Consider the following 22,137-nt stretch of genomic DNA (forward strand, 5'->3'; position numbering starts at 1 on the left):
AAAGCCGGCGGACCCGTCTTTCAGGTATGCTCGAACCCGGCGACCCGGCCCCCGAGATCAGCGCACAGAACCAGTACGGCGAGACGGTGACGCCCGACTTCTCCGAGCCCACGGTCGTCTACTTCTACCCCGAGGACTTCACGGAGGGCTGTACCATCGAGGCCAGGGACTTCCAGGAGACGATGCCGAAGTTCCGCGAGGGCGGCATCGCCGTCTACGGCGTCTCGATGGACTCCGTCGAGAGTCACGACGAGTTCGCCGAGGAGATGGGCGTGCTCTATGACCTGCTTGCCGACCCCGACGGCGAGGTCGGGGAGGCCTTCGGGCTCGATACGAGCAGCGGTCGCGTCGACCGGTACACCTTCGTACTGGCCGACGGCGAGGTCAAGCGCGTCTACGACCCCGACCGCTACGACCCCGAGGGCCACGCCGAGGACGTGCTGGTGGAGACGCGCAACGAGTTCGTCCAGGGCGGGTAAGAAGCGGCCGGCCCGCAAGCGGCGTCCGCTCCCGCCAGCGGGGCTCGCTCACGTCAACTGGTCCACTGGACGACATTCGACGGGTCCGCGACGGACACCGACAGGGGCCTGTATGCGTTTCACTCGCGGTGGTGCGGCACCGCGCGGGCGGAAGGGCATAGCACCCGTCCGCGCTCGGCCGACCGCCGTCAGTAAATCCGGGCACCCTGCCCGATGCGGCTCTGGTAAGCGCGCGCGTCGATGCCGCGCTCGCCGAACGTGTCGAGCATCGCGCTGGCGATCGCGCGCTGGGACCCCTCGTAACACGCCGCGATGACCGACGGGCCCGCGCCCGAGATCGTCACGCCCGTCGCGCCGGCCTCCAGGGCGGCTTCCCGGACGGACTCGTAGCCGTCGATGAGCTCCGCCCGCGCCGGCGTGACGACGGTGTCGTGCATCCCCTCACCGACGAGTCCTGGGTCGTCCCGGTGCATCCCCGTCGTCAGGGTGGCGGCGTTGCCGACTGTCTCGACGAGCTGTTCGACGCGGGTGTGTTCGGGGACGACGCGGCGGGCGTCCCGCGTCGAGACGACGATGTCGGGGAGACACGCGACCAGGGGGATGGAGGCGTCGACCTGCCGGACGCCCGCGTCGGTGGCGATGGTAAAGCCCCCCAGGATAGAGGGCGCGACGTTGTCGTCGTGGGCGTCGCCGGAGACGACGGCCTCCCCCTTGGCGGCGATGGGGACCAGTTCCTCCCGGCTGTACCCGCGGTCGTACAGTTCGTTCAGGCCGACGGCCGCGGCGGCGGCGCTGGCGGCGGAGGAACCGAGTCCCGAGGCCGGGCGCACCCCCTTGTCTATCTGGATGTGTGCGGGGGCGTCCAGCGCCTCGGCGACGGCGCCGACGGTGTTTTTCTCGGGGTCCTCGGGGATGAACTGGCTGCCGGCGCCGGTCACCTCGATTGTCGTCCGGTCGGCCTTCGAGACGCGGACGACGTCGGCCGGACGCTCCAGCGCGACGCCGAAGACATCGAAGCCGCTGCCGAGGTTCGCGCTGGTAGCCGGCGCCCGGACGGTTAGCATGCCTGCGAATTTTTGCAGTGTGGTCAAAAAGGTAGCGGGTCGCCGGAGACGCTCTCAGTATTGAGAACACGAGCCAAAGCCATAAATCCCGAAGATGAATTCTGGCAGTAGAAGGATGCACGCCGAGTTCGTGTCGATACTCGTCGCCGGTAGCGCGGCGGGCGGGGTCGTCAGTGGGGTGCTGGCGGCGGGCGCGTGGCGGGACCGGTCCATGCCGGGGACGGGCCCGTTTGCCTGGCTGATGGTCGCTGCTGCCGGCTGGTGCCTGCTGAACATCGCCTGGCTCACCACCGCGGACCCGGAGGCGGCGAGGGTGGTGTTCCTGCTGACGCGGCTCGTCTCGGGCCTCATCGTCGGGCTGTGGGTCGTCTTCGCGCTCTCGTATACGGGCCGGCCGGCGTGGCTGACGCCCGCCCGGGTCGCGGGCCTGTTGCTGGTGCCGTCGCTGTACGGGCTGCTGGCGCTTTCGAACCCGGTCCACGGGCTGGTCACCGTCGGCGTGTCGCGAGTCACCGAGGCGGGTCTGACGCTGTTCGTCGGCGAGACCGGCCCAGTGTACGCGGCACAGACAGCCATACAGGTCGGCTTCATCGCGACCGGCTACGGCCTGTTCGGTGAGTACCTGCTCCGGTCGCGCAACCTCTATCGCAAGCAGACGTTTGTCATCCTCACGGCCGGACTGTTGACCGCCGGCGCCCACGGGCTGTTCGTCCTCGGGGCGACCCCACACCCGGGGTTCGACATCACGCCGCTGACGTTCGCGCTCAACGGCGCCCTCGTGGGGGTCGCACTGCTTCGATACGACTTCGTCTCGGTCACGCCGCTGGCCGGCGACCTGCTCGTTGATGAGCTCCCCGACCCCGTGCTCGCGCTCGATACCGAGGACCGAATCATCGACTACAACGCGGCCGCGGCGTCGCTGCTGGGGTCCGAGGAGCTTGGCGGTCGCCCCGTCGACGACGTCAGCGAGGGGCTGCTCGACGACATCGAGCGCAAGGAGGTGTTCGCGCTCGGGGAACCCCTGTCGTACTACGACCCGCGGACGAGCGCTATCACGGACCAGCACGGCGGCGTGCGGGGCCGGCTGGTCGTCCTGCGGGAGGTCACCGGCCAGCAGCGCCGCCAGGACCGTCTTGAGGCGTTGCAGGCAGCCACTCAGAATTTCGTCGAGGCCGACCAGCCCGAGACAGTAGCGGAACTGACCGTGCGCTTTGCCACGCGGATGCTCGATCAGAACGCCGCCGCGGTCTTCCTGGCCACCGACGACGGCCGGCTCGAGCCGGCCGCGGTGAGCGATGTCATCGCGGGGGCCGCCAGCGACCTGACCATCTGCCCGGAGACGATGTCCGACCACAACGTCTGGCGGACCTACGACAGCGGCAAGCAGCGCATCGCGGGCTGTGAGGGCTGTGGCGCGCCAATGGAGCGAGCGCTGATGGTGCCCATGGGCGACCGCGGCGTGCTGGCCATCGCGTCCGACGACGACAGTTACCCCACGGAAGACCGCCAGTACGCCCGGATTCTCGCCCAGACCACGCAGGTCGCCCTCGAACAGCTCCAGCGCCAGCGCGAGCTCAGGGGGAGTAGAAACTCCGTCGAGCGGCGCAACGACCAGATAGAGTTCTTCAACGGCGTCCTCAGACACTCCATACGCAACGGGATGCTCGTCGTCCAGGGACGGGCCGATTATCTCCGGGACAGCGTCGACAGCGGCGACGAACACCACATCGACAGCATCACCGCGTGGTGTGAGCGGTTAAACGAGATGAGCGACGCAATCAAGGACATCAACGAGACGGTCACCGCGAGCGAGAGCGAGCAGCTGGAGCCGATCTCTCTGTCGGCCGCCATGCAGGGCGCCGTCGAATCGTCGGTCGCGGACAGCGACGTCACGGTCGATATGGCGATAGACGACGAGCGGGTGCTGGCCAACCACCTCGCCGAGGAGGTAATCGGGAGCATCATCGAGAACGCGGTCGAGCACAACACCAGCGACCGGCCCCACGTGGAGATCGACACGCGTGATGCCGGCGACTGGATACAGGTCCGCGTCGCCGACAACGGTCCCGGCATCAGCGACGAGCTGAAGACGCGGATGTTCGAGCGCTCTATCTCCAACGACCAGACCGCCGGCGGCTTCGGCCTCTACTTCGTCTCGGTAATGATGGACCTCTACGGCGGGAAGGTGTGGTACGAGGACAACGACCCCCACGGCGCCGTCGCGATCCTGGAGTTCCAGCGGGCAGACGGGGCGTCCGACCCGAGCACCGCCAGCGCGGACGCCCCGGGGCTCGAAACACAAAGTAAATCCCACGACGACTGAAACCCGGTGGTATGATCGGTGTCGTCGGCGGCGGCGTCGCGGGCCTCGCAGCGGCGTATCGGCTCCAGCAGCACGGACACGAGGTCCGCGTCTTCGAGGCGAGCGAGGACGTTGGGGGACTGGCCGCGGTGTACGAGACCGGCGGCGACCCCATCGAGAAGTTCTATCACCACCTCTCGAAATCCGAGGAGACCATCGTCGAGCTCGCCGAGGAGCTGGGGCTGGGCGACGACGTCGAGTGGCGCATCGGGGAGAACGCCTACTACGTCGACGGCGTCGTCCACCCGATGGACAAGCCCTGGGAGATACTCTCCTTTCCCCACTGGAGCCTCTACGATAAGTTCCGTCTGGGGATGCTGACGCTCGATATCGACGTTCGGGGCGGGGTTCCGAAGTTCGACACCTACGAGCGGCTCGAGGACTTCGAGGACGTCCCCGTCGAGCAGTTCGCCCGCGAACACACCACGCAGAACGTCTACGAGACCTTCTTCGAGCCGCTGCTGGACGCGAAGTTCGGCTCCCGCAAGGCCGACGTCAGCGCCGCCTGGCTGCTTGGCCGCATCAAGTTCCGCGGCGAGCGGGACATCCTCAACGGCGAGGTTCTGGGCTATCTCGACGGCGGCTTCGGCCGCCTGCTGGACGCCCTCGTGGACGCTGTCGGCCGGGACAACATCGAGACGGGGACCCGCGTGACCGACGTGAAAACCAGCGATGGCGCGGTGTCGGGGCTGACGGCCGAGAGCGGGGACGGCGAAACAACCCACGACGTCGACAGTGTCGTCGTCGCGGCGATGCCCGACGTCCTCGAAGACCTCACGGGCTACCCCTGTGACATCGACTTCCAGGGCACGGTGTGTTCGGTCATCAGCATGGACGAACCGCTCATGGACACCTACTGGCTCAACATCGCCGACGAGGCCCCGTTCGGCGCGCTCATCGAACACACGAACTTCGTGGAGCGCGAGCGCTACGGCGGTCGCGAATCGGATGATTCGCGAGCACATCAGAACTCGGAGAGTTCTGAGGACGGCGACCACCTGCTGTACGTCGCCCGCTACATCCAGTCCCCCGAGGAAGACGTCTGGCAGCAGGACGACGACGAGGTCCGTGAGACGTGGCTCTCGGGCATCGAGTCGCTGTTTCCCGAGTTCGACCGCGAGTCGGTCAACTGGGTGAAGACGGCCCGCAACCCTCGCACCGCGCCCATCTACGAGCGGGGCTACCTGGATATGGTCGTCCCCTACGACCTCTCGGCCGAGGTCGCCGATGGCGTCTACTACGCCGGGATGGCCTCCGAGGCCCAGTACCCCGAGCGGTCGCTCAACGGCGGCATCGTCGCCGGCTACGAAGTGGCCGACCGAATCGACGGGACGTAGCTGCCAAACGCAGTTCGTCGTGCGCTCGCCTTACTCGACGCCGGGCGCTTCGCTCGGGTCGACGTCCCCCGGTTCCTCCTGCCCGCCGACGACCAGTTCACCGCCCTCCGTCTCGACGTAGACGTCGTCGGCGAACCCGCCCACCGCGTGGGGGTGGTCGGGGTCGTCCAATTTCTCCGGGGTCGACGGCGCTTCGGTGATGCCACCCCGGGGACGGAACTCGCCAAGCGGGTCCGAGATGGTGATGCCGTACTTCCCGAAGAAGTCCTCGTAGCGGTCGTAGTGGGCCTGTAGCTCGTCGCTTGGGAACTCCATCATCTCCGTCCAGCCGTGGTTGTAGAAGTCGAAGTTGGCCTGGATATGGGTGATTTCGCGGGCCTCGGCCTCCGGGAACCCGGCTTCGAGCGCGGCGACGTAGGTGTCCATCGTCGCGTCGAAGAAGTCGTCCAAGTGGTCCCGGCGCTCGTCGGCCCGGTCGGCGTCGGCCTTGTCGGCGAAGACGTTCGTGTGCAGGTCCACGAGCCGGTCGTTGACCTTCTCCCCGAGGACCGGCAGCGTCAGCGCCTGTTTGGCCGCGAAGTGCTTGACGTTCTGGCGGAGTTTCATCGCCTCCGCGTTAGGATTCGAGCGTCTTGAAAGGCTCGCCGGGTGGGGCGCCGCTCGGGTCACAGGCCGGACGGAGTCCCCCGAGCGAGGCGCGTTTCACCTAGCACCTGCCACATCCGCCATCGGCGTCTCGCAAACGATACGCAGATAGCAATCCACATTAGGCGTCGTTCCGAAGCGTCCGAACATGAGCACGTCACACGTGATTATCGGGGACGGTATCGCGGGAGCGTCCGCGGCCGAGACCATCAGGGAGGCCGACCCTGACGCATCAGTGACCGTCATCACCGACGAGGGCGAGGCCCTCTACAACCGGATTCTCATCAAGGAGTTCGCCAAGGGGAAACTGCCGGAGGCCCCGATCTCCATCCACGAGCCCGAGTGGTACGACGAGCGCGACATCGACCTCCAGCTGAACACCCACGTCACGGATATCGAACCGGTCGCCCACGAGGTTCACACCCACGAGGGCGACACCTACGAGTACGACAAGCTACTCATCGCGACCGGCGGGACGCCCGCACAGCTCCCCGTCGAGAACAGCGACGCGGAGGGCGTCCACCACTTCTGGACGTTCCAGGACGCCCGGGGCATCCGAGAGCACGCCGAAGAGACCGAGCAGGGCATCATCGTCGGCGCCGGCCTGCTGGGAATCGACTTCGCCGCCGTCTGTGCGGCCCAGGACATCGACGCGAAGTACCTGATGCGCGGGGACCGCTGGTGGCGCTACGCCCTCTCGGGCGACGGCGCAGAAATCATCCACGACGCCCTGCGCGAGAACGGCGTCGAGCCCGTCTTCGACTCTGGCGTCGACCACTTCACGGTCGACGACGACGGCCACGTCACCGGTGCCATCGACCCCAACGGCGAGGAGTTCGACGGCGGATGGGCCGGCGTCGCCATCGGGCTCAACTTCAACACCGAGTTCCTCGACGGCGTCGGGCTAGAGATGGATGACGGTATCGTCGTCGACGAGTTCATGCAGACCAGCGTGGAAGACATCTACGCCGCCGGCGACCTGACCCGGTACTACGACACCATCCTGAACTCGCCGGCCCAGAACGGTTCGTGGGGCTCGGCCAAGGAGCAGGGGTCGGTCGCCGGGACGAACATGGTCGCCGACAGCGAAGAAGAGGAGTTCCGCTGGGTCTCCTCGTACTCGATCACCCACTTTGACTTCCCGTTCCTCTCCTTTGGCCACCCAACGCGTGGCGACGACGAGGCCGAACGGAAGTACTCCGACAGCGAGTGGCGCCGACTCGCCTTCGAGAACGGCCAGCTCATCGGCGGTGTGCTCATCGGAGACCTCTCCCAGCAGTCCACGTTCAAGAAGCTCATCCGCGAGGAGCGGAAAGTCGCGGACCAGAAGGAGCTGCTCCTGGAGAAAGACGTCGACTTAGAAGAAGTGAAGGCGAACACGGCCGCCCCGGCCGAATAAACGCGCTTTGCCCGCTATAACCCGATAGTTTCTGAAAGCTCGGCACTTTTTTGTGCGTTTGGACAGTACCCCTGTACGTGACCAGGCTACTGCTCCGGCGGCTGCTGGCGGCGATATCCGGTGACGGCGAGGGCAGTGACGACGACGACGGCCAGTTTGCCGGCTCGCTGCTTGACTGGTCGGTCAACTACGGCCACGGGCCGGACGGCGGCCGCGGCGAAGCCGCCCGCGAGATGGCCCAGATACAGGAGAAAGCCGAGCTGCTTGACGAACAGGACCGCCACCGGCGATGACGTGAGCCCGGCTGGCGTCAGGTACACGTCGGTTCCCACGAACACGCATGGCAGACACCGTCTGGGTCGTTCGACACGGCCAGCGCCGGGACAGCGTCGACCCCGAGTGGGACGCCCGCGCCGACCGCGTCCACGACCCGCCCCTGACCGACCTCGGCCGCTGGGCGGCCTGGCGGACCGGGCGCCGGTTCGTCGAGTCGGGCGTCGAGTTCGACGCCGTCTACGCCTCGCCGTTTCTCCGGACCGCGGAGACGGCCGAGGAAATCGCTCGTGAGACGGGCAACGAGGTGCTGTTAGAACCCGGGCTGGGCGAACACCGCAACGCCGACTGGTTCGACGCCGAGCCCGAGGTCGTCGCCCCCGAGCGGTTGGCCGAGTGGTTCGACCCCGTCGAGCTGCGCCACGACCCGCTCGTCGTTCCGGAGTTCCCCGAGAGCCACAGCGAGGCGATGGACCGGGCCGGCGAGACGGCCCGGCGGCTCGTCGCCGAAACCGAGGGGACGGTGCTGTTCGTCGGCCACGGACTCACCGTCGGCGGCGTCGTCAAAGGGCTCGTGGGGTCGGCCGACGGGGTCGCGGCGCCGCTGTGTGGACTCTCCCTCCTCGTCAGGGACGGCGGGGACTGGCGGCTGGTGTTCTCCGGCGACACGAGCCATCTGGACGACTAGGTAGTGTTTAGTTCAGCAAGAAATTCTCAGAGAGCCAGAAAGCCCCCGGTCTCTCAGCTTTGGCTCGCGGGCCGCGCGAGGCGGTTTCACCGCCTCGGTTTCGCGGCGCGTAGCGCCGCGCAAGGCCCGCTCGCCAAGACGAGGGACCTTCGGTCCCTCGCGACCCGCGACTCGCTGTCGTCCGAAAGGCGCACAGCGCCTTTCGTGAGTGAGCGAATCGAAGATTCGCGATCTGTGCAAGACCTCCGGTCTTGCAGCATCACGAGAGAGCTTTGCTCTCTCGAACCACCCCCGAGTTTAGCTGGCCGGGGCTTTCTGGCTGTTTACAGTCGGTTTGCATGACCAACTATAATCACTAAAACCTCCGGCGACCGCGAACGGGAACGACGCCCTTTTTTCGACTGACGGCGGAGTAGCCGGTATGGACGGCGGCAGCGGCGATATGACACTCGCGTTCGACCTCGACGCCCTCAAGGAGCTGGCCCACCCCGACAGCGTGTTCACCGACGCGCGCCAGTGGTCCGAGTACGTCGGCGTCATCTCCGAACAGCCCACCTACGTCGTGACGAACTTCACGCGTAAACACCGCATCAGACAGGACTTCTTCTCCGGGCCGCGGGGCCGCCAGGAGAGCCTGGAGAACGTCAAAGAGCAGTTCGACACCGACCGCCACGTCTTCGTCGGGGCCGGCGAGGCCGACGCCGACCTGGCCGAGACGGCGGGCTGGGAGTTCCTCCCGGTCACGGACGCCGCCGAGGCGGCCGACTGGGAGCTGGGCGAGCCCGAGGCCCCCGAGGCGACGGCAAACGAGGGCGACGAACAGCGCGACGACTGGCCGTAAGCGCCCGTCACAGCCCGTTTCGAGCGGGAGGTTTTATGTTGCCGTGACGAGCAGCCGGCGGTATGTCCCTGGATATCGGTGACGCCCTCCGGAGCGGTATCGACGACATCACCGGTGAGACCGGCCTGCTGGTCGGCGCGGTGTTTCTCCTGTACAACCTCGGTGCGCTCGTCGCCAACGAGAGCCTCTCGGTCGAGCTGCTGGAGCTCGTCTTCGAGAGCGGTGTCTACACCGCCGAACAGCGGGCGGCCATAGAGTCGGTCGGAAGCGGGGCGCCCCTCGCGCTCGGTCTCGGCCTCCCGCTCACCGCAGTCCTTGTCGTCATCGTCGCGCTCGCCGGCGAACTGGTCCGGTACTGGGGCATCCGGCTGTTTGCCGGCCCGTCGGCGACGGCGACGGACGAGTTCGGTGACAGGGCGGGCATGGCGGTCGTCCTCGGCGGGGCCGTCGCGCTGACGGTACTGCTGTTCCAGTCGGTGCTGCCGGTGGTCGGCCAGCTGGGCGGGCTGGCGACGACGCTCGTCGGTTCGATAGTCGGCCCGCTCGCGGGACTGGCGCTGCTGACCGTCCTCGTCTACCTCCGCCAGGAGATAGCCCTGAACGACGGCGGCTACGGCGAAACGGTCAGGAACAGCGTCGCCCGGTTCATGGACGAGCCCGTCTCCATCGTGGTCCTGTTGCTCGTGCTCGGTCTCTTCGGGCTGGTCGGCGGCCTCCCGAGCCTGGTCACGGGGTTCGTCGTCGGGGACGCCGCCGTCGCGGGCCTGCCCGTGTCCGTCCTCGCTCGCCTGCTGTCGACGGTGCTCGGGGCCGTGTTCCAGACGCTCGGCATCGCCGTCGTCACCGACGCATACCTCCAGGTCCGGACGAGCGCCCGCGAGTCGGCGGCCTGACTGGGTCGTATCGCGGACTTTAACCCCCCGAGTGGCCAACGCGGAGTAATGGCAGAACCGCGCGTGCCCGGCGGGCGCGAGTCCGAGCTCGAACTCCCCTGCGGGAAGGTCATCAGTACCCACGACGACCTCGACCTGGGGATGCGCGAGTACGACTGCGCCTGCGGGGCGAGCCACGCCGTCGTGCTGGACATGCACCCGCTGGCCCGCTTCGTGCCGGAGTTCTTAGAGCAGGTGCTCACCGAGACCATCGAGCCGGCCGACGACCACGACGAGTTCACGATGGCCCACCTGCTGGGGGTCGTCATCGAGGAGTTCCCCGAGCAGGTGGCCGTGGCCGACGCGACGGAGGACGGCGCGGTCGGCTTCTCGATGGCCTGGGTGACCGACTTCGACGCCCGCCGGCTCCACGAAATCGTCGTCGAGCTCATCGTCGAGCTGATGGACCACGCCGTCTCCCACGCCGAGGACGACGAGATGGCCGCCGAGTTCGAGTCCCAGATGCTGGAGTTCGACATCGAGGCGTTCGTCGACCAGTACCGCGCGGAGCGGAACTTCGAGGACGAACACGATTCGGCGGTCTGAGTCGCAAGTAAGTGACATCCGCTCGATACTTACGCCGACAGCGTATGACAACAACCCACAGGACGGGTCCCGCCGCCGTCCGTTGGTTTGGCCGAAAACGGCGTCAGACACCAGTCTGACGGTGTTATATGGGTTTTGGGCTATTGTACGTAGGTATGGCCATCCGCCACGGCGAGTTCGAGCGCATCCGGTCGGTGCTTGCCGACGCCGACGCAGACGGCCCCCTGACGGCCCGGGAGATTCTGGAGCTGCTGGAGGAGGAGGGCGAGGAGTTCGACAGCGCTCACAGGGTCGCCACGGTACTGGGTCGGCGGGCCCAGGCCGGCGACGTCGAGGTCATCCGGGAACAGCCCTACCGGTACGACGTCACCGGCGAGAGCGAGTAGGGGGCTACGGGGGTGTGAGGTCCCCCCGTGTGAGCCGCTCGCATTACGATATTCGAAATCGAGCTTCGAGAAGCGTACCGTTTCGCCGGGCTTATTACGATGTGTAGGTTCGATTCGGGTAATGACAGCCGAGGAAGACCGCACGATCCTGCTCATCGGGAGCGGCCCCATCAAGATCGGCCAGGCAGCCGAATTCGACTACTCCGGCGCCCAGGCCTGTCGGGCCCTCCAGGAGGAGGGCGCGCGCGTGGTACTGGTCAACTCCAACCCGGCGACGATCATGACCGACCCGGACATGGCCGACAAGGTGTACCTCGAACCCATCAACACCGAGGCCATCACGGAGATCATCCGGAAGGAGAACCCGGACGGGGTCATCGCCGGCCTGGGCGGCCAGACCGGGCTCAACGTCACCGCCGAACTCGCCGAGGAAGGCGTCCTCGACGAGTACGACGTCGAGGTGATGGGCACGCCGCTCGACACTATCTACGCCACCGAGGACCGCGACCTGTTCCGCCAGCGCATGGAGAAGATCGGCGAGCCGGTCCCGCGCTCGACCACTATCTCGCTCGACGAGGACGAGTCGGTCACGGACTTCGACGAGGCAAACTTCCGCCAGCGCATCCAGGACGCCGTCGACGATGTCGGCGGCCTCCCGGTCATCGCCCGCACAACCTACACGCTGGGTGGCTCCGGCTCCGGCGTCGTCGACGACTTCGAGGAGCTCGTCGAGCGCGTCCGCAAGGGCCTGCGTCTCTCCCGCAACAGCGAGGTCCTCATCACCGAGTCCATCGAGGGGTGGGTCGAACTGGAGTACGAGGTCATGCGCGACGCCGACGACTCCTGTATCATCATCTGCAACATGGAGAACATCGACCCGATGGGCATCCACACCGGGGAGTCGACGGTCGTCACGCCCTCGCAGGTCATCCCCGACGAGGGTCACCAGCAGATGCGCGACTCGGCGCTGAAAGTCATCCGCGAACTCGGGATTCAGGGCGGCTGTAACATCCAGCACGCCTGGCGCGACGACGGCACGCCCGGCGGCGAGTACCGCGTCGTCGAGGTGAACCCCCGCGTCTCGCGTTCCTCGGCGCTGGCCTCGAAGGCGACTGGCTACCCCATCGCCCGCGTCACCGCGAAGGTCGCGCTGGGCAAGTGCCTCCACGAGATAGAGAACGAGATCACCGGCGAGACCACGGCCGCCTTCGAGCCCGCCATCGACTACGTCGTCACGAAGGTCCCGCGCTGGCCCATCGACAAGTTCACCGAGACCGACTTCGAGCTGTCGACGGCCATGAAGTCGACGGGCGAGGCGATGTCCATCGGACGGACCTTCCCCGAGTCGCTGCTCAAGGCGCTGCGCTCCTCCGAGTACAACCCGGCCGTCGACTTCGAGACGGTCGGCGACGACGAGCTCGAAGCGGAGTACCTCGTCCGGCCCTCCCCCGACCGACCCTACGCCATCTTCGAGGCGTTCCTGCGTGGCTACACAGTCGAGGAGATAGTCGAGCTGACAGACATCCACGAGTGGTACGTCGAGCGCTTCGAGGAGGTCGCAGACGCGGCCGAGGCCGCCATCGCGGGCGACTACGAGACCGCCGCCGCGGCCGGCTTCACCGACCAGGAAATCACCGCGCTCGCGGGCGGGGAGTTCAACGACACCCACGTCTCCTGGCTCCCGGCCGGGCTGGACGCCGAGGACGGCGGCGAGGCCGACATCGAGGCCGCGACCGACGGCTCCGGCGTCCAGATAGAAGACGTCGAAAGCGAGACCGTCCACCGGGACTACAAGCTCGTCGACACCTGCGCCGGCGAGTTCGAGGCGACGACGCCGTACTACTACTCGACGCGGGACCCGATCTCGGGCATCGACCGCAACGAACTCCTCGTAGACCCCGACGTCGAGAGCGTCGTCGTGGTCGGCGGCGGCCCAATCCGCATCGGCCAGGGCGTCGAGTTCGACTACTGTTCGGTCCACGCCGTCCAGGCCCTCGAAGCGATGGGTATCGACGCCCACGTCGTCAACAACAACCCCGAGACGGTGTCGACGGACTACGACACCTCCGACGGCCTGTTCTTCGAGCCGGTCACGGCCGAGGAAGTGGCCGACGTCTGTGAGTCGACCGGCGCCGACGGCGTGATGGTCCAGTTCGGCGGGCAGACGTCGGTCGACATCGGCGAACCGCTGGAAGACGAACTGGCCCGTCGCGGCCTGGACTGCGAGATTCTCGGCACGTCCGTCGAGGCGATGGACCTCGCCGAGGACCGCGACCGCTTCAACAAGCTGATGGACGACCTCGGCATCGCACAGGCCGAAGGCGGGACGGCGACGAGCAAGGAAGAGGCCCTGGAGCTGGCCCACGACATCGGCTACCCCGTGCTGGTGCGTCCCTCCTACGTGCTGGGCGGGCGCGCGATGGACGTGGTTTACAACGACGACGACCTCGAAACGTACATCGAGGAGGCGGTCCGGGTCTCCCCCGACAAACCGATTCTGGTCGACGAGTTCCTCGCCGACGCGGTCGAGCTGGACGTCGACGCCGTCGCCGATGGCGACGACGTGCTCATCGGCGGCGTGATGGAACACGTCGAGACTGCCGGGGTTCACTCCGGCGACTCCGCGTGTATGATCCCGCCCCGCTCACAGGAGATCAAAGACGTGATGCCCCGCATCCGCGAGGTCACCGAGGACATCGCCGAGGCGCTTGACACCGTTGGCCTGCTGAACGTCCAGCTCGCGGTGCGTGACGACGAGGTCTACGTGCTGGAGGCGAACCCCCGCTCGTCGCGGACGGTCCCCTTTATCTCGAAGACCACGGGCGTCCCCATCGCGAAAATCGCCGCCCGCGTCATGGCCGGCGAGTCCCTCGCCGAGCTGGACATCGAGGAGCAGATTCCCGAGCAGGTCTCGGTCAAGGAGGTCGTCCTGCCCTTCGACCGCCTGCCGGGTTCGGACCCGCGCCTGGGCCCCGAGATGAAATCGACCGGCGAGGTCATGGGGACCGCCGGCTCCTTCGGCAAGGCCTACCAGAAGGCACAGATGAGTGTCGACAAGCCCATCCCGCTCGAAGGCACGGCGCTTGTCGACCTGCCTATTCTGGGCTACGAAGAGCACTTTGAGGTCAAGAGCCTCGACGACTACGAGGACACCGACGCCGTCATCCGGGCCATCCAGAACGGCGATATCGACCTCGTGGCCTCCCGCGACCGCGAGGTACTCGAGGCCTGTGTCGAGGAGACGGTCACGTACTTCTCGACCCGCGAGAGCGCCGAAGCGGCCCTGGAAGCCATCAACTCCGCCGACCAACCCCTCTCCGTGCAAGCGATCAGCGAGCGCCCGAAGACGACACGCGAGTGGGGAAGCGAATAGCGAGGGGGCGACCCCGGCGAAAGCCGGTCGCGAATCCGGCGAATTTTTCGACTCGACACATAACGCCCTTCGAGAGTAATAACACTACATACAGAAATGTGATTAAAAGCGGGCGAGAGCGTGCGACCGTGAGAACGCAGGGACCTACCGGGAGGGCTGGAGCGCGATGACGGACCGGGCCACCTACGACCGGGCGGAGACGCTGGCGGAGATAGCCCCCAGCGACTCGGTGACAGCGCCGCTGCTTTCCGGTGCCGACGGTCGGTTCGCGACGCCGCCGTTGCACGAGCCGCCCGTCTCGTATCTCGAACCGGCGGAGTCGCCCGCCTACGTGCTCTCGAACGCCAAACGGGGCGTCGGACTCGGCTCCAAGCGGAACACGGTCGCCCCCAACCGAGCGTACGAGACAGTGATACTCGTCACCGGCCGACGGACGCTCTGTCTCGTCGGCCAGGGGTCGACCGACCGCGTTATCGAAGTGCCACACGAGTCCATCGCCGAGGCGAGCTACAAGACCGGCTTTCGCGCCCATCGGCTGGCACTCAAGACGCCACAGAACATCTATCACTGCTGGGTTAACCGGAAGACCGACGAGGACGTACTCGCGGCGGTGAGGGCGTTCATCGAGGACCGACAGCAGGAGATCCCCGAAGAGATGGACAGCGACAGCCGCGTACACTATCGGGGCCTCCCCATGCAACAGCAGTCGGAGGGGGACGATTCGCCCGCCAGCGACGAGGAACAGACGGTAATGTACCGGGGTTTGCCGGTCGACGACGACTCCGAGTGAGCGGCCGTCCGGGGACACACCAAACGTCAACGTCGCTCACGGACCGCTGGGCTCGTCGCTCGCGAGTGTCGAAAACGTCGCTTTCTCGCGGCTCCGCCGCTCGGCGGTCCAGTTACGCCGAACGGAGTGAGGCGCAACCACTCGCGGCTCGCTGCCCACGGCTTGCGCCGGTCGCTGCCGAGGCGTTCCCTCCGGTCACGCCTCGCTCGTGTAGTCGGAGACGCTTCACTTCGTTCAGCGTCTCCCTACTCCTCACGGCTCGCTACGCTCGCCGTTCGGCGGTTCAGTTGCGCTTCGCTGCGCTCAGCGCAACTACTTCTCGCGGGTCGCTACGCTCCCCGCTCGCCTATTTGGAGACCCCTCGCTACGCTCGGGCTCTCCTACTCCTCTACCATTCCCAGCACGTCGTCGAAGAAGCCAAGCGAGTCGTGCGGGCCGGGGTTGGCCTCGGGGTGGTACTGGCGCGTGATGATGCCCAGGTCGTCGTTCTCCAGGCCCTCGGGGGTGTCGTCGTTGACGTTGACCTGCGTCACGTCGAGCTTGTCGCCGGGGTCGGCGACGGTGTAGCCGTGGTTCTGGGTCGTCATCACGACCAGATTCGTGCGGAGGTCACGGACGGGCTGATTGACGCCGCGGTGGCCGAACTCCATCTTCTCCGTCTCGCCGCCCAGGGCGTTGGCGACGACCTGCTGTCCGAGACAGATACCCGCAAGCGGCACGTCGCCGACGTAGGTCTCGACGAGTTCGCCGGCCTGCTCGAAGTTCTCCGGGTCGCCGGGCCCGTTCGAGATAAAGAGGAGGTCCGGGTCGACGGCCTCGATGTCGGCCTCGCTGGCGTCGTAGGGGAAGACGTGGACGACGGCGTCGCGCTCAACCAGCGAGCTCATGATAGAGCCCTTGGCGCCGCAGTCGACCAGCGCGACGGTCGAGCCGTCGCCGCCCTCGTTGTAGGTCTCGACCTCGTCGACGGAGACCTGCGCGCCGATGTCGACGTGGTCGGACATGTGCTTGCACTGGTGGAGCTCGTCCAGCGCGTCCTGTTCGGTCGCGTCCGGCCCGGCGGCGATACCACATTTCATCGCCCCCTCGTCACGGATCTCCGTGACGATGTCGCGGGTGTCGAGGTGGTCGACGGCGGGCACGCCCTCGCTTTCGAGCCACTCGGCCACGTCGTCGGTCAGTTCGCGGGCGACGACGCCCCGTGGGTGGACGCGGTCGTCCTCGAAGCGCTCCTCCCGGACGCCGTAGTTCCCGATAAGCGGGTAGGAGAACGTCAGAATCTGCTCCTCGTAGGACGGGTCGGTCAGGCTCTCCTCGTAGCCAGTGTAGGCAGTTGTGAACACGACCTCGCCGCGTGTCGACCCCGGAGCGCGAGCGCGTGCCTCGATGACACGGTCACCCTCCAGTGCCACGTATGCGTCAGCCATTACGAGATGCGTACAGGATTCGCGGCCATAAGGATTGCTTTCGAAGCCGAGTTACGATTTTCGTAATCCTCAAGTCCAGCGGGTCGAAACGCTCACACCTCGATGGACGAACTGGACAGGGAGATTCTGTCGATACTCCGGCGGGACGCCCGCACGCCCTACACGGAGATCGCAGACCAAGTCGGAACCTCCGAAGGGACGGTGCGCAACCGCGTCGACCGGATGGTCGACGACGGTATCATCGAGCGGTTCACCGTGGCGACCCGCACCGGCAACGTCAAGTCCATGATAGAGGTCGGCGTCGACGTCAACGTCGACACGGCGGCCGTCACCGACCACATCGCCGAGTGGCCCGCGGTCGATTTCGTCTGGCAGGTGTCGGGCGAGGAGGACATCGTCGTCGTCGTGGACGCGGCCGATACCGGCGCGGTCAACGACCTCATCACGAAGGCCCGGGAGCTAGATGACGTGGTGAGTACCAAGACTCGGCTGATTCTGGACGAGCGAGTTGGATGAGCGACAGCGACTCCACTCGTTGACCCGGAATTCGTCGATTGAGACTGATTCTGGACGAGCGAGGGAGACAGCGCTCGGGTTCGTGACAGCGACGGAGAGGGCGTTTCTGGCGGCGCGTTCGGCCCGGAATTGACCCGGTCGGCAAAGCGAGGGTTGAAGTATTACTTGGTGTAACCACCGGAGTATGAAACGACGGACGTTCCTCTCCGGTGCCGGCTCGGTTGGGGCCATCGCACTGGCGGGCTGTAGCGCCGACCGGGTAAATCAGACGGGGACGCCAAGTCAGTCGGACAACACGCTCACGGTCGCGACGTACTCCTCTTTCACCGGCGAGGATAGCGCGGGCAACTGGCTCAAATCGAACTTCGAGTCCGAGCACGACGCGACAGTCGAGTTCACGACGCCGGAAAACGGCGTCAGCCAGTTCATCCAGCGCAAGTCCGAGGGCGCGCCCATCGAGGCGGACCTGTTCGTCGGGCTCAACACCGGCGAGCTCGTCCGCGCGGACGAGCAACTGGACGACCAGCTGTTCGCGACGGCGGACGTCGATGGCGCCGACTCGGTCAAGTCGGAGCTTAACTTCGACCCCGACGGGCGCGTGATTCCATACGACACGGGCTACATCAGCCTCGTCTACGACGAGGGCGAAGTCGAGAACCCCGGCACCTTCGACGCGCTGCTGGATCCGGCCTACGAGGACGGCCTCATCGCCCAGAACGCCCAGCAGTCAGACCCGGGACGGGCCTTCCTGCTGTGGACCATCCACGAGAAAGGCCCCGACAGCTATCTCGACTACTGGCAGGACCTCTCGGACAACGGGGTCCAGATACTCTCCGACTGGGAGCCAGCGTACAACGCTTACACGAACGAGGAGGCGCCGATGGTCGTCTCCTACTCCACCGACCAGGTGTACTACCACGGCGAGGGCGTTGACATGTCCCGCCACCAAGTCGGCTTCCTCAACGACCAGGGGTATGCGAACCCCGAGGGGATGGCCCAGTTCGCCGATGCCGACAACGCCGACCTGGCCCGGGAGTTCATGTCGTTCGTGCTCAGCGAGGAGGCCCAGAAGGAAATCGCGGTGCGCAACGTCCAGTTCCCCGCGGTCGAGGGCGTCGAACCCGGCGGGGACTTCGGCGAGTACGCGCTGGAGCCCCCCGAGCCAGTCACCTTCAGCTACGACGAACTCGCCGGCAACGTCGACGGCTGGATAGAGGAGTGGGCCCGCGAGATAGTGAGCAACTGAATGGCTATCCGGGACGGCCGCCTGCTGCCGGTCGGCGCCGCCGCCACGCTGGCGACGCTGGTCGTCGTCTTCTACTACCCGGTCGGGAGCGTTCTCGTCGGGGCCGTGTACGACGGCGCGCAGTTCACGCTCGCGCCGCTGCGCTCGGTGGCCGGCGACCCGTTCTATCACGACCTGTTTGCCTTTACCGCCTACCAGGCGCTGCTCTCGACGGCCGCCAGCGTCGCCGTCGGGCTCCCCGGCGCCTACCTGCTCGCGCGGTTCGAGTTCCCCGGTCGCCGGTTCGTCCGCTCGGTGACCATCCTCCCCTTTGTTTTGCCCTCCATCATGGTCGCCGTCGGCTTCCTGGCGATGTTCGGCCGGACCGGACTGGTAAACGACGTACTCGGCGCCGTCGGTCTCGGGCCGGTGGAGCTGACGTTCACGCTCGAAATCATCGTACTGGCGCATGCCTTCTACAACGCGCCGCTGGTGACGCGGCTGGTGACGGCCGCCTGGGAGTCGGTCGACCCGGCCCGCGTCGAGACCGCTCGCACCCTCGGGGCCTCGCCGCTTCGGGCCTTCCGTGACGTGACTCTGCCACAGCTGCTGCCGGCGCTGCTGACCGCGTCGGTGCTTACCTTCATCTTCACTTTCATGTCGTTTCCCATCGTGCTGGCGCTGGGCGGGCTCGAACTCGCGACCGTCGAGGTGTGGCTCTTTGCCCGCGTCCAGAGTCTGGCCCTCGCCGAGGCGGCGACGCTTGGGGCCATCGAGACGGCGCTGTCGCTGGGACTGATATATGTCTACCTGCGCTTCGAGGCCACACAGGTTAACGCGCGCGGCGAGTCACGCGGACGGGCGCGGGCGCCGCTCGTCGCCGGCCCGCGGTCGCTGGTCGACCCGAAACGGCTGGCGCTCTTTGCCTACGCGGGCGGCGCGCTCGTGCTCTTTGTGGGCCCGCTCGTGAGCCTCGTCGTCGAGAGCGTCACGACGCCCGGCGGCCAGTTCACGCTCGACTACTACGAGTTCCTGCTCGCCCAGCAGGCTTCGGCGGCGACGGGAACGGTCCGCCCGCTGCCGGCGATACGGAACTCGCTGCTGTTTGGCGCCGGGGCGCTTGTGCTCGCCCTGCCGATGGGCGTCGTCGTCTCCGTCGTCGCCACGCGGGACAGCCGCGGTTCCCGACTCACGGAGGCGCTGCTGACGGCGCCACTGGCCGTCAGCGGCATCGTCCTCGGCCTGGGGATGCTCCGGACCCTGGTCTTCGGGACGACGCTCTTTGGCTACCGCATCACCGTCACCGGCCCGGTCGCCGTCGTCGCCGCCCACGCCGTCGCGGCCTACCCCTTCGTCTCCCGGAACGTCACGCCGGCGCTGGGGAGTATCGACGACCGGCTCGTCGACGCCGCCCGCGCGCTCGGGGCCGACCGCACGACGGCGCTGCTCGACATCGAGCTCCCGCTCGTCGTGCCGGCGCTCATCGCGGGGGCGGCCTTCGCCTTCGCCATCAGCGTCGGCGAGTTCGACTCCACGGTGTTGCTGGCCGAGGGCGTCGACAGCGCCACGATGCCGGTCGCGCTCGAACGCTACACCGGCAACCGCTCGCTCGGCCCGAACCTCGGGCCGGCGACGGCGATGGGCACCCTCTTGCTCGCGGTGACGACCGTAAGCTTCGTGCTCATCGACCGGGTCGGCAGGGGGTGGGACCAGTGACCGAGCCCGGCGTCGAAGTCGAAGGAATGCGGGCCGAGTTCGACGGCGTGACGGCGCTGCGGGACGTGTCCCTGTCCATCGACGAAGGGGAGTTTTTCACGCTCGTCGGCCCGTCGGGCTGCGGGAAGACGACGATGCTTCGCTCCATCGCCGGGCTGACCGACGAGGCCGAGGGGCGCGTCGCCATCGACGGCCGGGACGTGACATCGGCCCCGCCGGAGGCGCGCAACGTCGGCATGGTGTTCCAGAACTACGCGCTCTTTCCCCACATGAGCGTCCACGAGAACGTCGCCTACGGCCTGCGCTTTCACGACCTCGACGGCCGCACCGACGACGAACGCGTGGCCGAACTACTCGACCTCGTCGACCTCGCCGGCGTCGCCGACCGGTCGCCCGAGCAGCTCTCGGGCGGCCAGCAGCAACGCATCGCGCTGGCGCGCGCGCTCGCACCCGAGCCCGACGTGCTCCTGCTCGACGAGCCGCTGTCGGCGCTCGACGCCCGGCTTCGCAAACGGCTCCGGGTCCAGATAAAGACCATCCAGCAGGAGCTGGACATCACGACCGTCTACGTCACCCACGACCAGGCCGAGGCGCTGGCACTCAGCGACCGGGTGGCCGTCATGCAGGACGGACGGGTCGAGCAGGTCGCGGCCCCCGAAAGCGTCTATCGGAACCCCGCCTCGCGCTTCGTCGCCGAGTTCGTCGGTGACAACAACCTCTTCGACGGCACCGTCACCGACGACGGTGCGGGCGTCGCCGTCGACGGGGCGGCGCTCCCGCTGCCGGCGGGGTCTGACCGGCGGCCCAGCGAGTCAGTGACGCTCGCGGTGCGGCCCGAGGTGATTGAAATCGACGACGGGGCGGCGTCCGCGGACACGACGCTCGCCGCGACGGTCGAAACCGTCGAGTTCCTCGGCGACGCCTACCGGGTCCACTGCCGGTGGCGGGGCCGGCGCATCGAGTGTAAGTCGACGGCGTCGGCGCCGCCGGCCGGCGAGGTCACGCTCGGGTTCGACGCGGACGACGCGCAGGTGCTGTGAGCGGTTCCGCGGAGTCGGGACGCTTTAGGTCGCCTCGGTCGAGCATGGGACAATGAGCGACTTCGGGAAGATAGACCGCGAGGTCTTCGAGGAGGTCATCTACCCCAACCTGGGCGCGGGCCGCGAGGACGTGGCGGTCGGACCGCGCCACGGCGTCGACTTCGGCGTGTTGAACATCGGCGACCGGGCGGTCGTCGTCGCGACCGACCCGATATCGATGCTGCCCGAGCTCGGCTGGGCTCGGGCCGGCCGGTTCGCGCTGGAGGTCGTCCTCTCGGACGTGGCCGTCTCCGGCGTCGCCCCGACGCATCTCGCCGTCAGCCTGACCCTGCCGCCATCCTGGAGCGACGACGACCTCGAAGCGTGCTGGACCGGCTTCGCGGACCACGCCGAGCGCCTCGGCGTGAGCATCGTCTCCGGTCACACGGCCCGGTATCCCGGCATCGACACCTCGTGGGTCGGCGGGGCCACGGTGCTGGGCGTGGGCGACCACGATGACGTCGTCCGGCCGGACGGCGCGACACCGGGCGACGACATCGTCGTGACCACCGGCCCGGGGGCGGAGGCCACGGGACTGCTCGCCACGCTCTTTCCCGAACAGCTGGGGCTGTCCCCGGAGGCCGTCGCGACCGCACAGGAGCGCGTCGACGACATCGCGGCCGTCGCGGACGCGCGGGCCGCCTTCGAGGCCGGCGGCGTCACCGCGATGCACGACGCGACGGAGGGCGGCGTCGCGGGCGGGCTGGTGGAGATGGCCAGCGGCGCGGGGGTCCGGTTCGACATCGACGCCGAACGGATGCCGATGGCCCCGGGCGTCGCGGCGGTGTGTGACGCAATCGACGTGGACCCCTGGACGGTATCGAGCGCCGGTACGCTGCTGTGTGCCGTCGAGCCGGACGCGAGCGCGGGCGTCGTCGAGGCGCTCCGGGCCCGCGGGACCGACGCCGCGGTGGTGGGCTCGGTGGCCGACGGCGACGGCGTCTTCGTCGACGGCGAGCGGCTGTCGGCCCCCGAGAGCGACCCCTCGTGGGACGTCTTCCAGCGGTTCTCGGGGGCGTAGCGACACGGCGGCGTCGCGGACGCCCGATATTCATGATG

20 protein-coding genes are annotated in these 22,137 nt (G+C 67.4%); 17 read left to right on the plus strand and 3 right to left on the minus strand.

The features are described from left to right. Positions 1-26: 26 nt before the first annotated feature. Positions 27-479: a peroxiredoxin gene (locus VJ162_RS08780; RefSeq protein ID WP_324663726.1), complete on the plus strand. Its 453-nt coding sequence runs from the start codon at positions 27-29 to the stop codon at positions 477-479. A 188-nt stretch (positions 480-667) separates the two neighbouring features. Here the strand turns inward: VJ162_RS08780 and VJ162_RS08785 are convergent, their stop codons facing one another. Then, positions 668-1,543 (minus strand): homoserine kinase, encoded by an 876-nt coding sequence (locus VJ162_RS08785; protein WP_324663727.1) that lies wholly within the window; start codon positions 1,541-1,543, stop codon positions 668-670. A 115-nt stretch (positions 1,544-1,658) separates the two neighbouring features. Here VJ162_RS08785 and VJ162_RS08790 point away from each other — a divergent pair, with 115 nt between their 5' ends. Both VJ162_RS08790 and VJ162_RS08795 read left to right on the plus strand, forming a co-directional pair. Next, positions 1,659-3,866 (plus strand): sensor histidine kinase, encoded by a 2,208-nt coding sequence (locus tag VJ162_RS08790; RefSeq protein ID WP_324663728.1) that lies wholly within the window; start codon positions 1,659-1,661, stop codon positions 3,864-3,866. Between the two features lie 11 nt (positions 3,867-3,877). Next, complete coding sequence (locus tag VJ162_RS08795) at positions 3,878-5,242, plus strand: NAD(P)/FAD-dependent oxidoreductase (protein ID WP_324663729.1); 1,365 nt, start codon at positions 3,878-3,880, stop codon at positions 5,240-5,242. A gap of 30 nt (positions 5,243-5,272) precedes the next feature. Here VJ162_RS08795 and VJ162_RS08800 read toward each other — a convergent pair whose 3' ends face one another. After that, complete coding sequence (locus VJ162_RS08800) at positions 5,273-5,848, minus strand: DUF6149 family protein (RefSeq protein WP_324663730.1); 576 nt, start codon at positions 5,846-5,848, stop codon at positions 5,273-5,275. 187 nt (positions 5,849-6,035) lie between these two features. Between VJ162_RS08800 and VJ162_RS08805 the strand changes: the two genes are divergently transcribed. The 9 genes from VJ162_RS08805 (at position 6,036) to VJ162_RS08845 (ending at position 15,115) form a co-directional block, all read left to right on the plus strand. After that, a complete protein-coding gene (locus tag VJ162_RS08805) occupies positions 6,036-7,286 on the plus strand; it encodes an NAD(P)/FAD-dependent oxidoreductase (protein ID WP_324663731.1) in 1,251 nt (416 codons plus the stop codon). A 77-nt stretch (positions 7,287-7,363) separates the two neighbouring features. Then, entirely contained in the window at positions 7,364-7,579 is a 216-nt protein-coding gene (locus tag VJ162_RS08810; protein WP_324663732.1) for a hypothetical protein, read from the plus strand. 47 nt (positions 7,580-7,626) lie between these two features. Then, a complete protein-coding gene (locus tag VJ162_RS08815) occupies positions 7,627-8,247 on the plus strand; it encodes a histidine phosphatase family protein (RefSeq protein ID WP_324663733.1) in 621 nt (206 codons plus the stop codon). A 421-nt stretch (positions 8,248-8,668) separates the two neighbouring features. After that, positions 8,669-9,088, plus strand: a complete 420-nt coding sequence (locus tag VJ162_RS08820) for a DUF7124 domain-containing protein (RefSeq protein ID WP_324663734.1) — start codon at positions 8,669-8,671, stop codon at positions 9,086-9,088. A gap of 62 nt (positions 9,089-9,150) precedes the next feature. Beyond that, positions 9,151-9,981, plus strand: coding sequence for a hypothetical protein (locus VJ162_RS08825; protein WP_324663735.1), 831 nt, complete (start codon positions 9,151-9,153; stop codon positions 9,979-9,981). Between the two features lie 48 nt (positions 9,982-10,029). Further along, complete coding sequence (locus VJ162_RS08830; RefSeq protein WP_324663736.1) at positions 10,030-10,566, plus strand: DUF5815 family protein; 537 nt, start codon at positions 10,030-10,032, stop codon at positions 10,564-10,566. Between the two features lie 155 nt (positions 10,567-10,721). Beyond that, positions 10,722-10,952, plus strand: a complete 231-nt coding sequence (locus VJ162_RS08835; RefSeq protein WP_324663737.1) for a hypothetical protein — start codon at positions 10,722-10,724, stop codon at positions 10,950-10,952. A 121-nt stretch (positions 10,953-11,073) separates the two neighbouring features. Then, positions 11,074-14,325, plus strand: coding sequence for a carbamoyl-phosphate synthase large subunit (gene carB, locus VJ162_RS08840; RefSeq protein ID WP_324663738.1), 3,252 nt, complete (start codon positions 11,074-11,076; stop codon positions 14,323-14,325). 166 nt (positions 14,326-14,491) lie between these two features. Then, positions 14,492-15,115: a hypothetical protein gene (locus tag VJ162_RS08845; protein WP_324663740.1), complete on the plus strand. Its 624-nt coding sequence runs from the start codon at positions 14,492-14,494 to the stop codon at positions 15,113-15,115. A 380-nt stretch (positions 15,116-15,495) separates the two neighbouring features. On the opposite strand, the gene carA is transcribed toward VJ162_RS08845, so the two are convergent. Continuing rightward, positions 15,496-16,542 carry a glutamine-hydrolyzing carbamoyl-phosphate synthase small subunit gene (carA, locus tag VJ162_RS08850; RefSeq protein WP_324663741.1) on the minus strand — a complete coding sequence of 349 codons (1,047 nt, stop codon included), beginning with the start codon at positions 16,540-16,542 and terminating at the stop codon, positions 15,496-15,498. Positions 16,543-16,644: 102 nt separating this feature from the next. Between carA and VJ162_RS08855 the strand changes: the two genes are divergently transcribed. From VJ162_RS08855 to VJ162_RS08875, 5 genes are all read left to right on the plus strand, one after another. Then, positions 16,645-17,058 carry an Lrp/AsnC family transcriptional regulator gene (locus tag VJ162_RS08855; RefSeq protein ID WP_324663742.1) on the plus strand — a complete coding sequence of 138 codons (414 nt, stop codon included), beginning with the start codon at positions 16,645-16,647 and terminating at the stop codon, positions 17,056-17,058. 184 nt (positions 17,059-17,242) lie between these two features. Beyond that, a complete protein-coding gene (locus VJ162_RS08860) occupies positions 17,243-18,304 on the plus strand; it encodes a thiamine ABC transporter substrate-binding protein (protein ID WP_324663744.1) in 1,062 nt (353 codons plus the stop codon). Beyond that, positions 18,305-19,999 carry an ABC transporter permease gene (locus VJ162_RS08865; protein WP_324663745.1) on the plus strand — a complete coding sequence of 565 codons (1,695 nt, stop codon included), beginning with the start codon at positions 18,305-18,307 and terminating at the stop codon, positions 19,997-19,999. It begins immediately after the preceding gene. A gap of 26 nt (positions 20,000-20,025) precedes the next feature. Further along, positions 20,026-21,039 carry an ABC transporter ATP-binding protein gene (locus VJ162_RS08870; protein WP_324663772.1) on the plus strand — a complete coding sequence of 338 codons (1,014 nt, stop codon included), beginning with the start codon at positions 20,026-20,028 and terminating at the stop codon, positions 21,037-21,039. A gap of 52 nt (positions 21,040-21,091) precedes the next feature. Continuing rightward, positions 21,092-22,099, plus strand: a complete 1,008-nt coding sequence (locus VJ162_RS08875; RefSeq protein ID WP_324663746.1) for an AIR synthase family protein — start codon at positions 21,092-21,094, stop codon at positions 22,097-22,099. The last annotated feature ends 38 nt before the right edge of the window (positions 22,100-22,137 follow it).

The organism is Haloarcula sediminis (assembly GCF_035656455.1).
GTDB classification, from domain to species: domain Archaea; phylum Halobacteriota; class Halobacteria; order Halobacteriales; family Haloarculaceae; genus Haloarcula; species Haloarcula sediminis.

What these genes read in the sequence shown, in the direction of transcription:
- VJ162_RS08780 (WP_324663726.1), top strand. Translation starts at nt 27, where the DNA reads ATGCTCGAACCCGGCGACCCGGCCCCCGAGATCAGCGCACAGAACCAG.
- VJ162_RS08785 (WP_324663727.1), bottom strand. Translation starts at nt 1,543, where the DNA reads ATGCTAACCGTCCGGGCGCCGGCTACCAGCGCGAACCTCGGCAGCGGC.
- VJ162_RS08790 (WP_324663728.1), top strand. Translation starts at nt 1,659, where the DNA reads ATGCACGCCGAGTTCGTGTCGATACTCGTCGCCGGTAGCGCGGCGGGC.
- VJ162_RS08795 (WP_324663729.1), top strand. Translation starts at nt 3,878, where the DNA reads ATGATCGGTGTCGTCGGCGGCGGCGTCGCGGGCCTCGCAGCGGCGTAT.
- VJ162_RS08800 (WP_324663730.1), bottom strand. Translation starts at nt 5,848, where the DNA reads ATGAAACTCCGCCAGAACGTCAAGCACTTCGCGGCCAAACAGGCGCTG.
- VJ162_RS08805 (WP_324663731.1), top strand. Translation starts at nt 6,036, where the DNA reads ATGAGCACGTCACACGTGATTATCGGGGACGGTATCGCGGGAGCGTCC.
- VJ162_RS08815 (WP_324663733.1), top strand. Translation starts at nt 7,627, where the DNA reads ATGGCAGACACCGTCTGGGTCGTTCGACACGGCCAGCGCCGGGACAGC.
- VJ162_RS08820 (WP_324663734.1), top strand. Translation starts at nt 8,669, where the DNA reads ATGGACGGCGGCAGCGGCGATATGACACTCGCGTTCGACCTCGACGCC.
- VJ162_RS08825 (WP_324663735.1), top strand. Translation starts at nt 9,151, where the DNA reads ATGTCCCTGGATATCGGTGACGCCCTCCGGAGCGGTATCGACGACATC.
- VJ162_RS08830 (WP_324663736.1), top strand. Translation starts at nt 10,030, where the DNA reads ATGGCAGAACCGCGCGTGCCCGGCGGGCGCGAGTCCGAGCTCGAACTC.
- VJ162_RS08835 (WP_324663737.1), top strand. Translation starts at nt 10,722, where the DNA reads ATGGCCATCCGCCACGGCGAGTTCGAGCGCATCCGGTCGGTGCTTGCC.
- carB (WP_324663738.1), top strand. Translation starts at nt 11,074, where the DNA reads ATGACAGCCGAGGAAGACCGCACGATCCTGCTCATCGGGAGCGGCCCC.
- VJ162_RS08845 (WP_324663740.1), top strand. Translation starts at nt 14,492, where the DNA reads ATGACGGACCGGGCCACCTACGACCGGGCGGAGACGCTGGCGGAGATA.
- carA (WP_324663741.1), bottom strand. Translation starts at nt 16,542, where the DNA reads ATGGCTGACGCATACGTGGCACTGGAGGGTGACCGTGTCATCGAGGCA.
- VJ162_RS08855 (WP_324663742.1), top strand. Translation starts at nt 16,645, where the DNA reads ATGGACGAACTGGACAGGGAGATTCTGTCGATACTCCGGCGGGACGCC.
- VJ162_RS08860 (WP_324663744.1), top strand. Translation starts at nt 17,243, where the DNA reads ATGAAACGACGGACGTTCCTCTCCGGTGCCGGCTCGGTTGGGGCCATC.
- VJ162_RS08865 (WP_324663745.1), top strand. Translation starts at nt 18,305, where the DNA reads ATGGCTATCCGGGACGGCCGCCTGCTGCCGGTCGGCGCCGCCGCCACG.
- VJ162_RS08870 (WP_324663772.1), top strand. Translation starts at nt 20,026, where the DNA reads ATGCGGGCCGAGTTCGACGGCGTGACGGCGCTGCGGGACGTGTCCCTG.
- VJ162_RS08875 (WP_324663746.1), top strand. Translation starts at nt 21,092, where the DNA reads ATGAGCGACTTCGGGAAGATAGACCGCGAGGTCTTCGAGGAGGTCATC.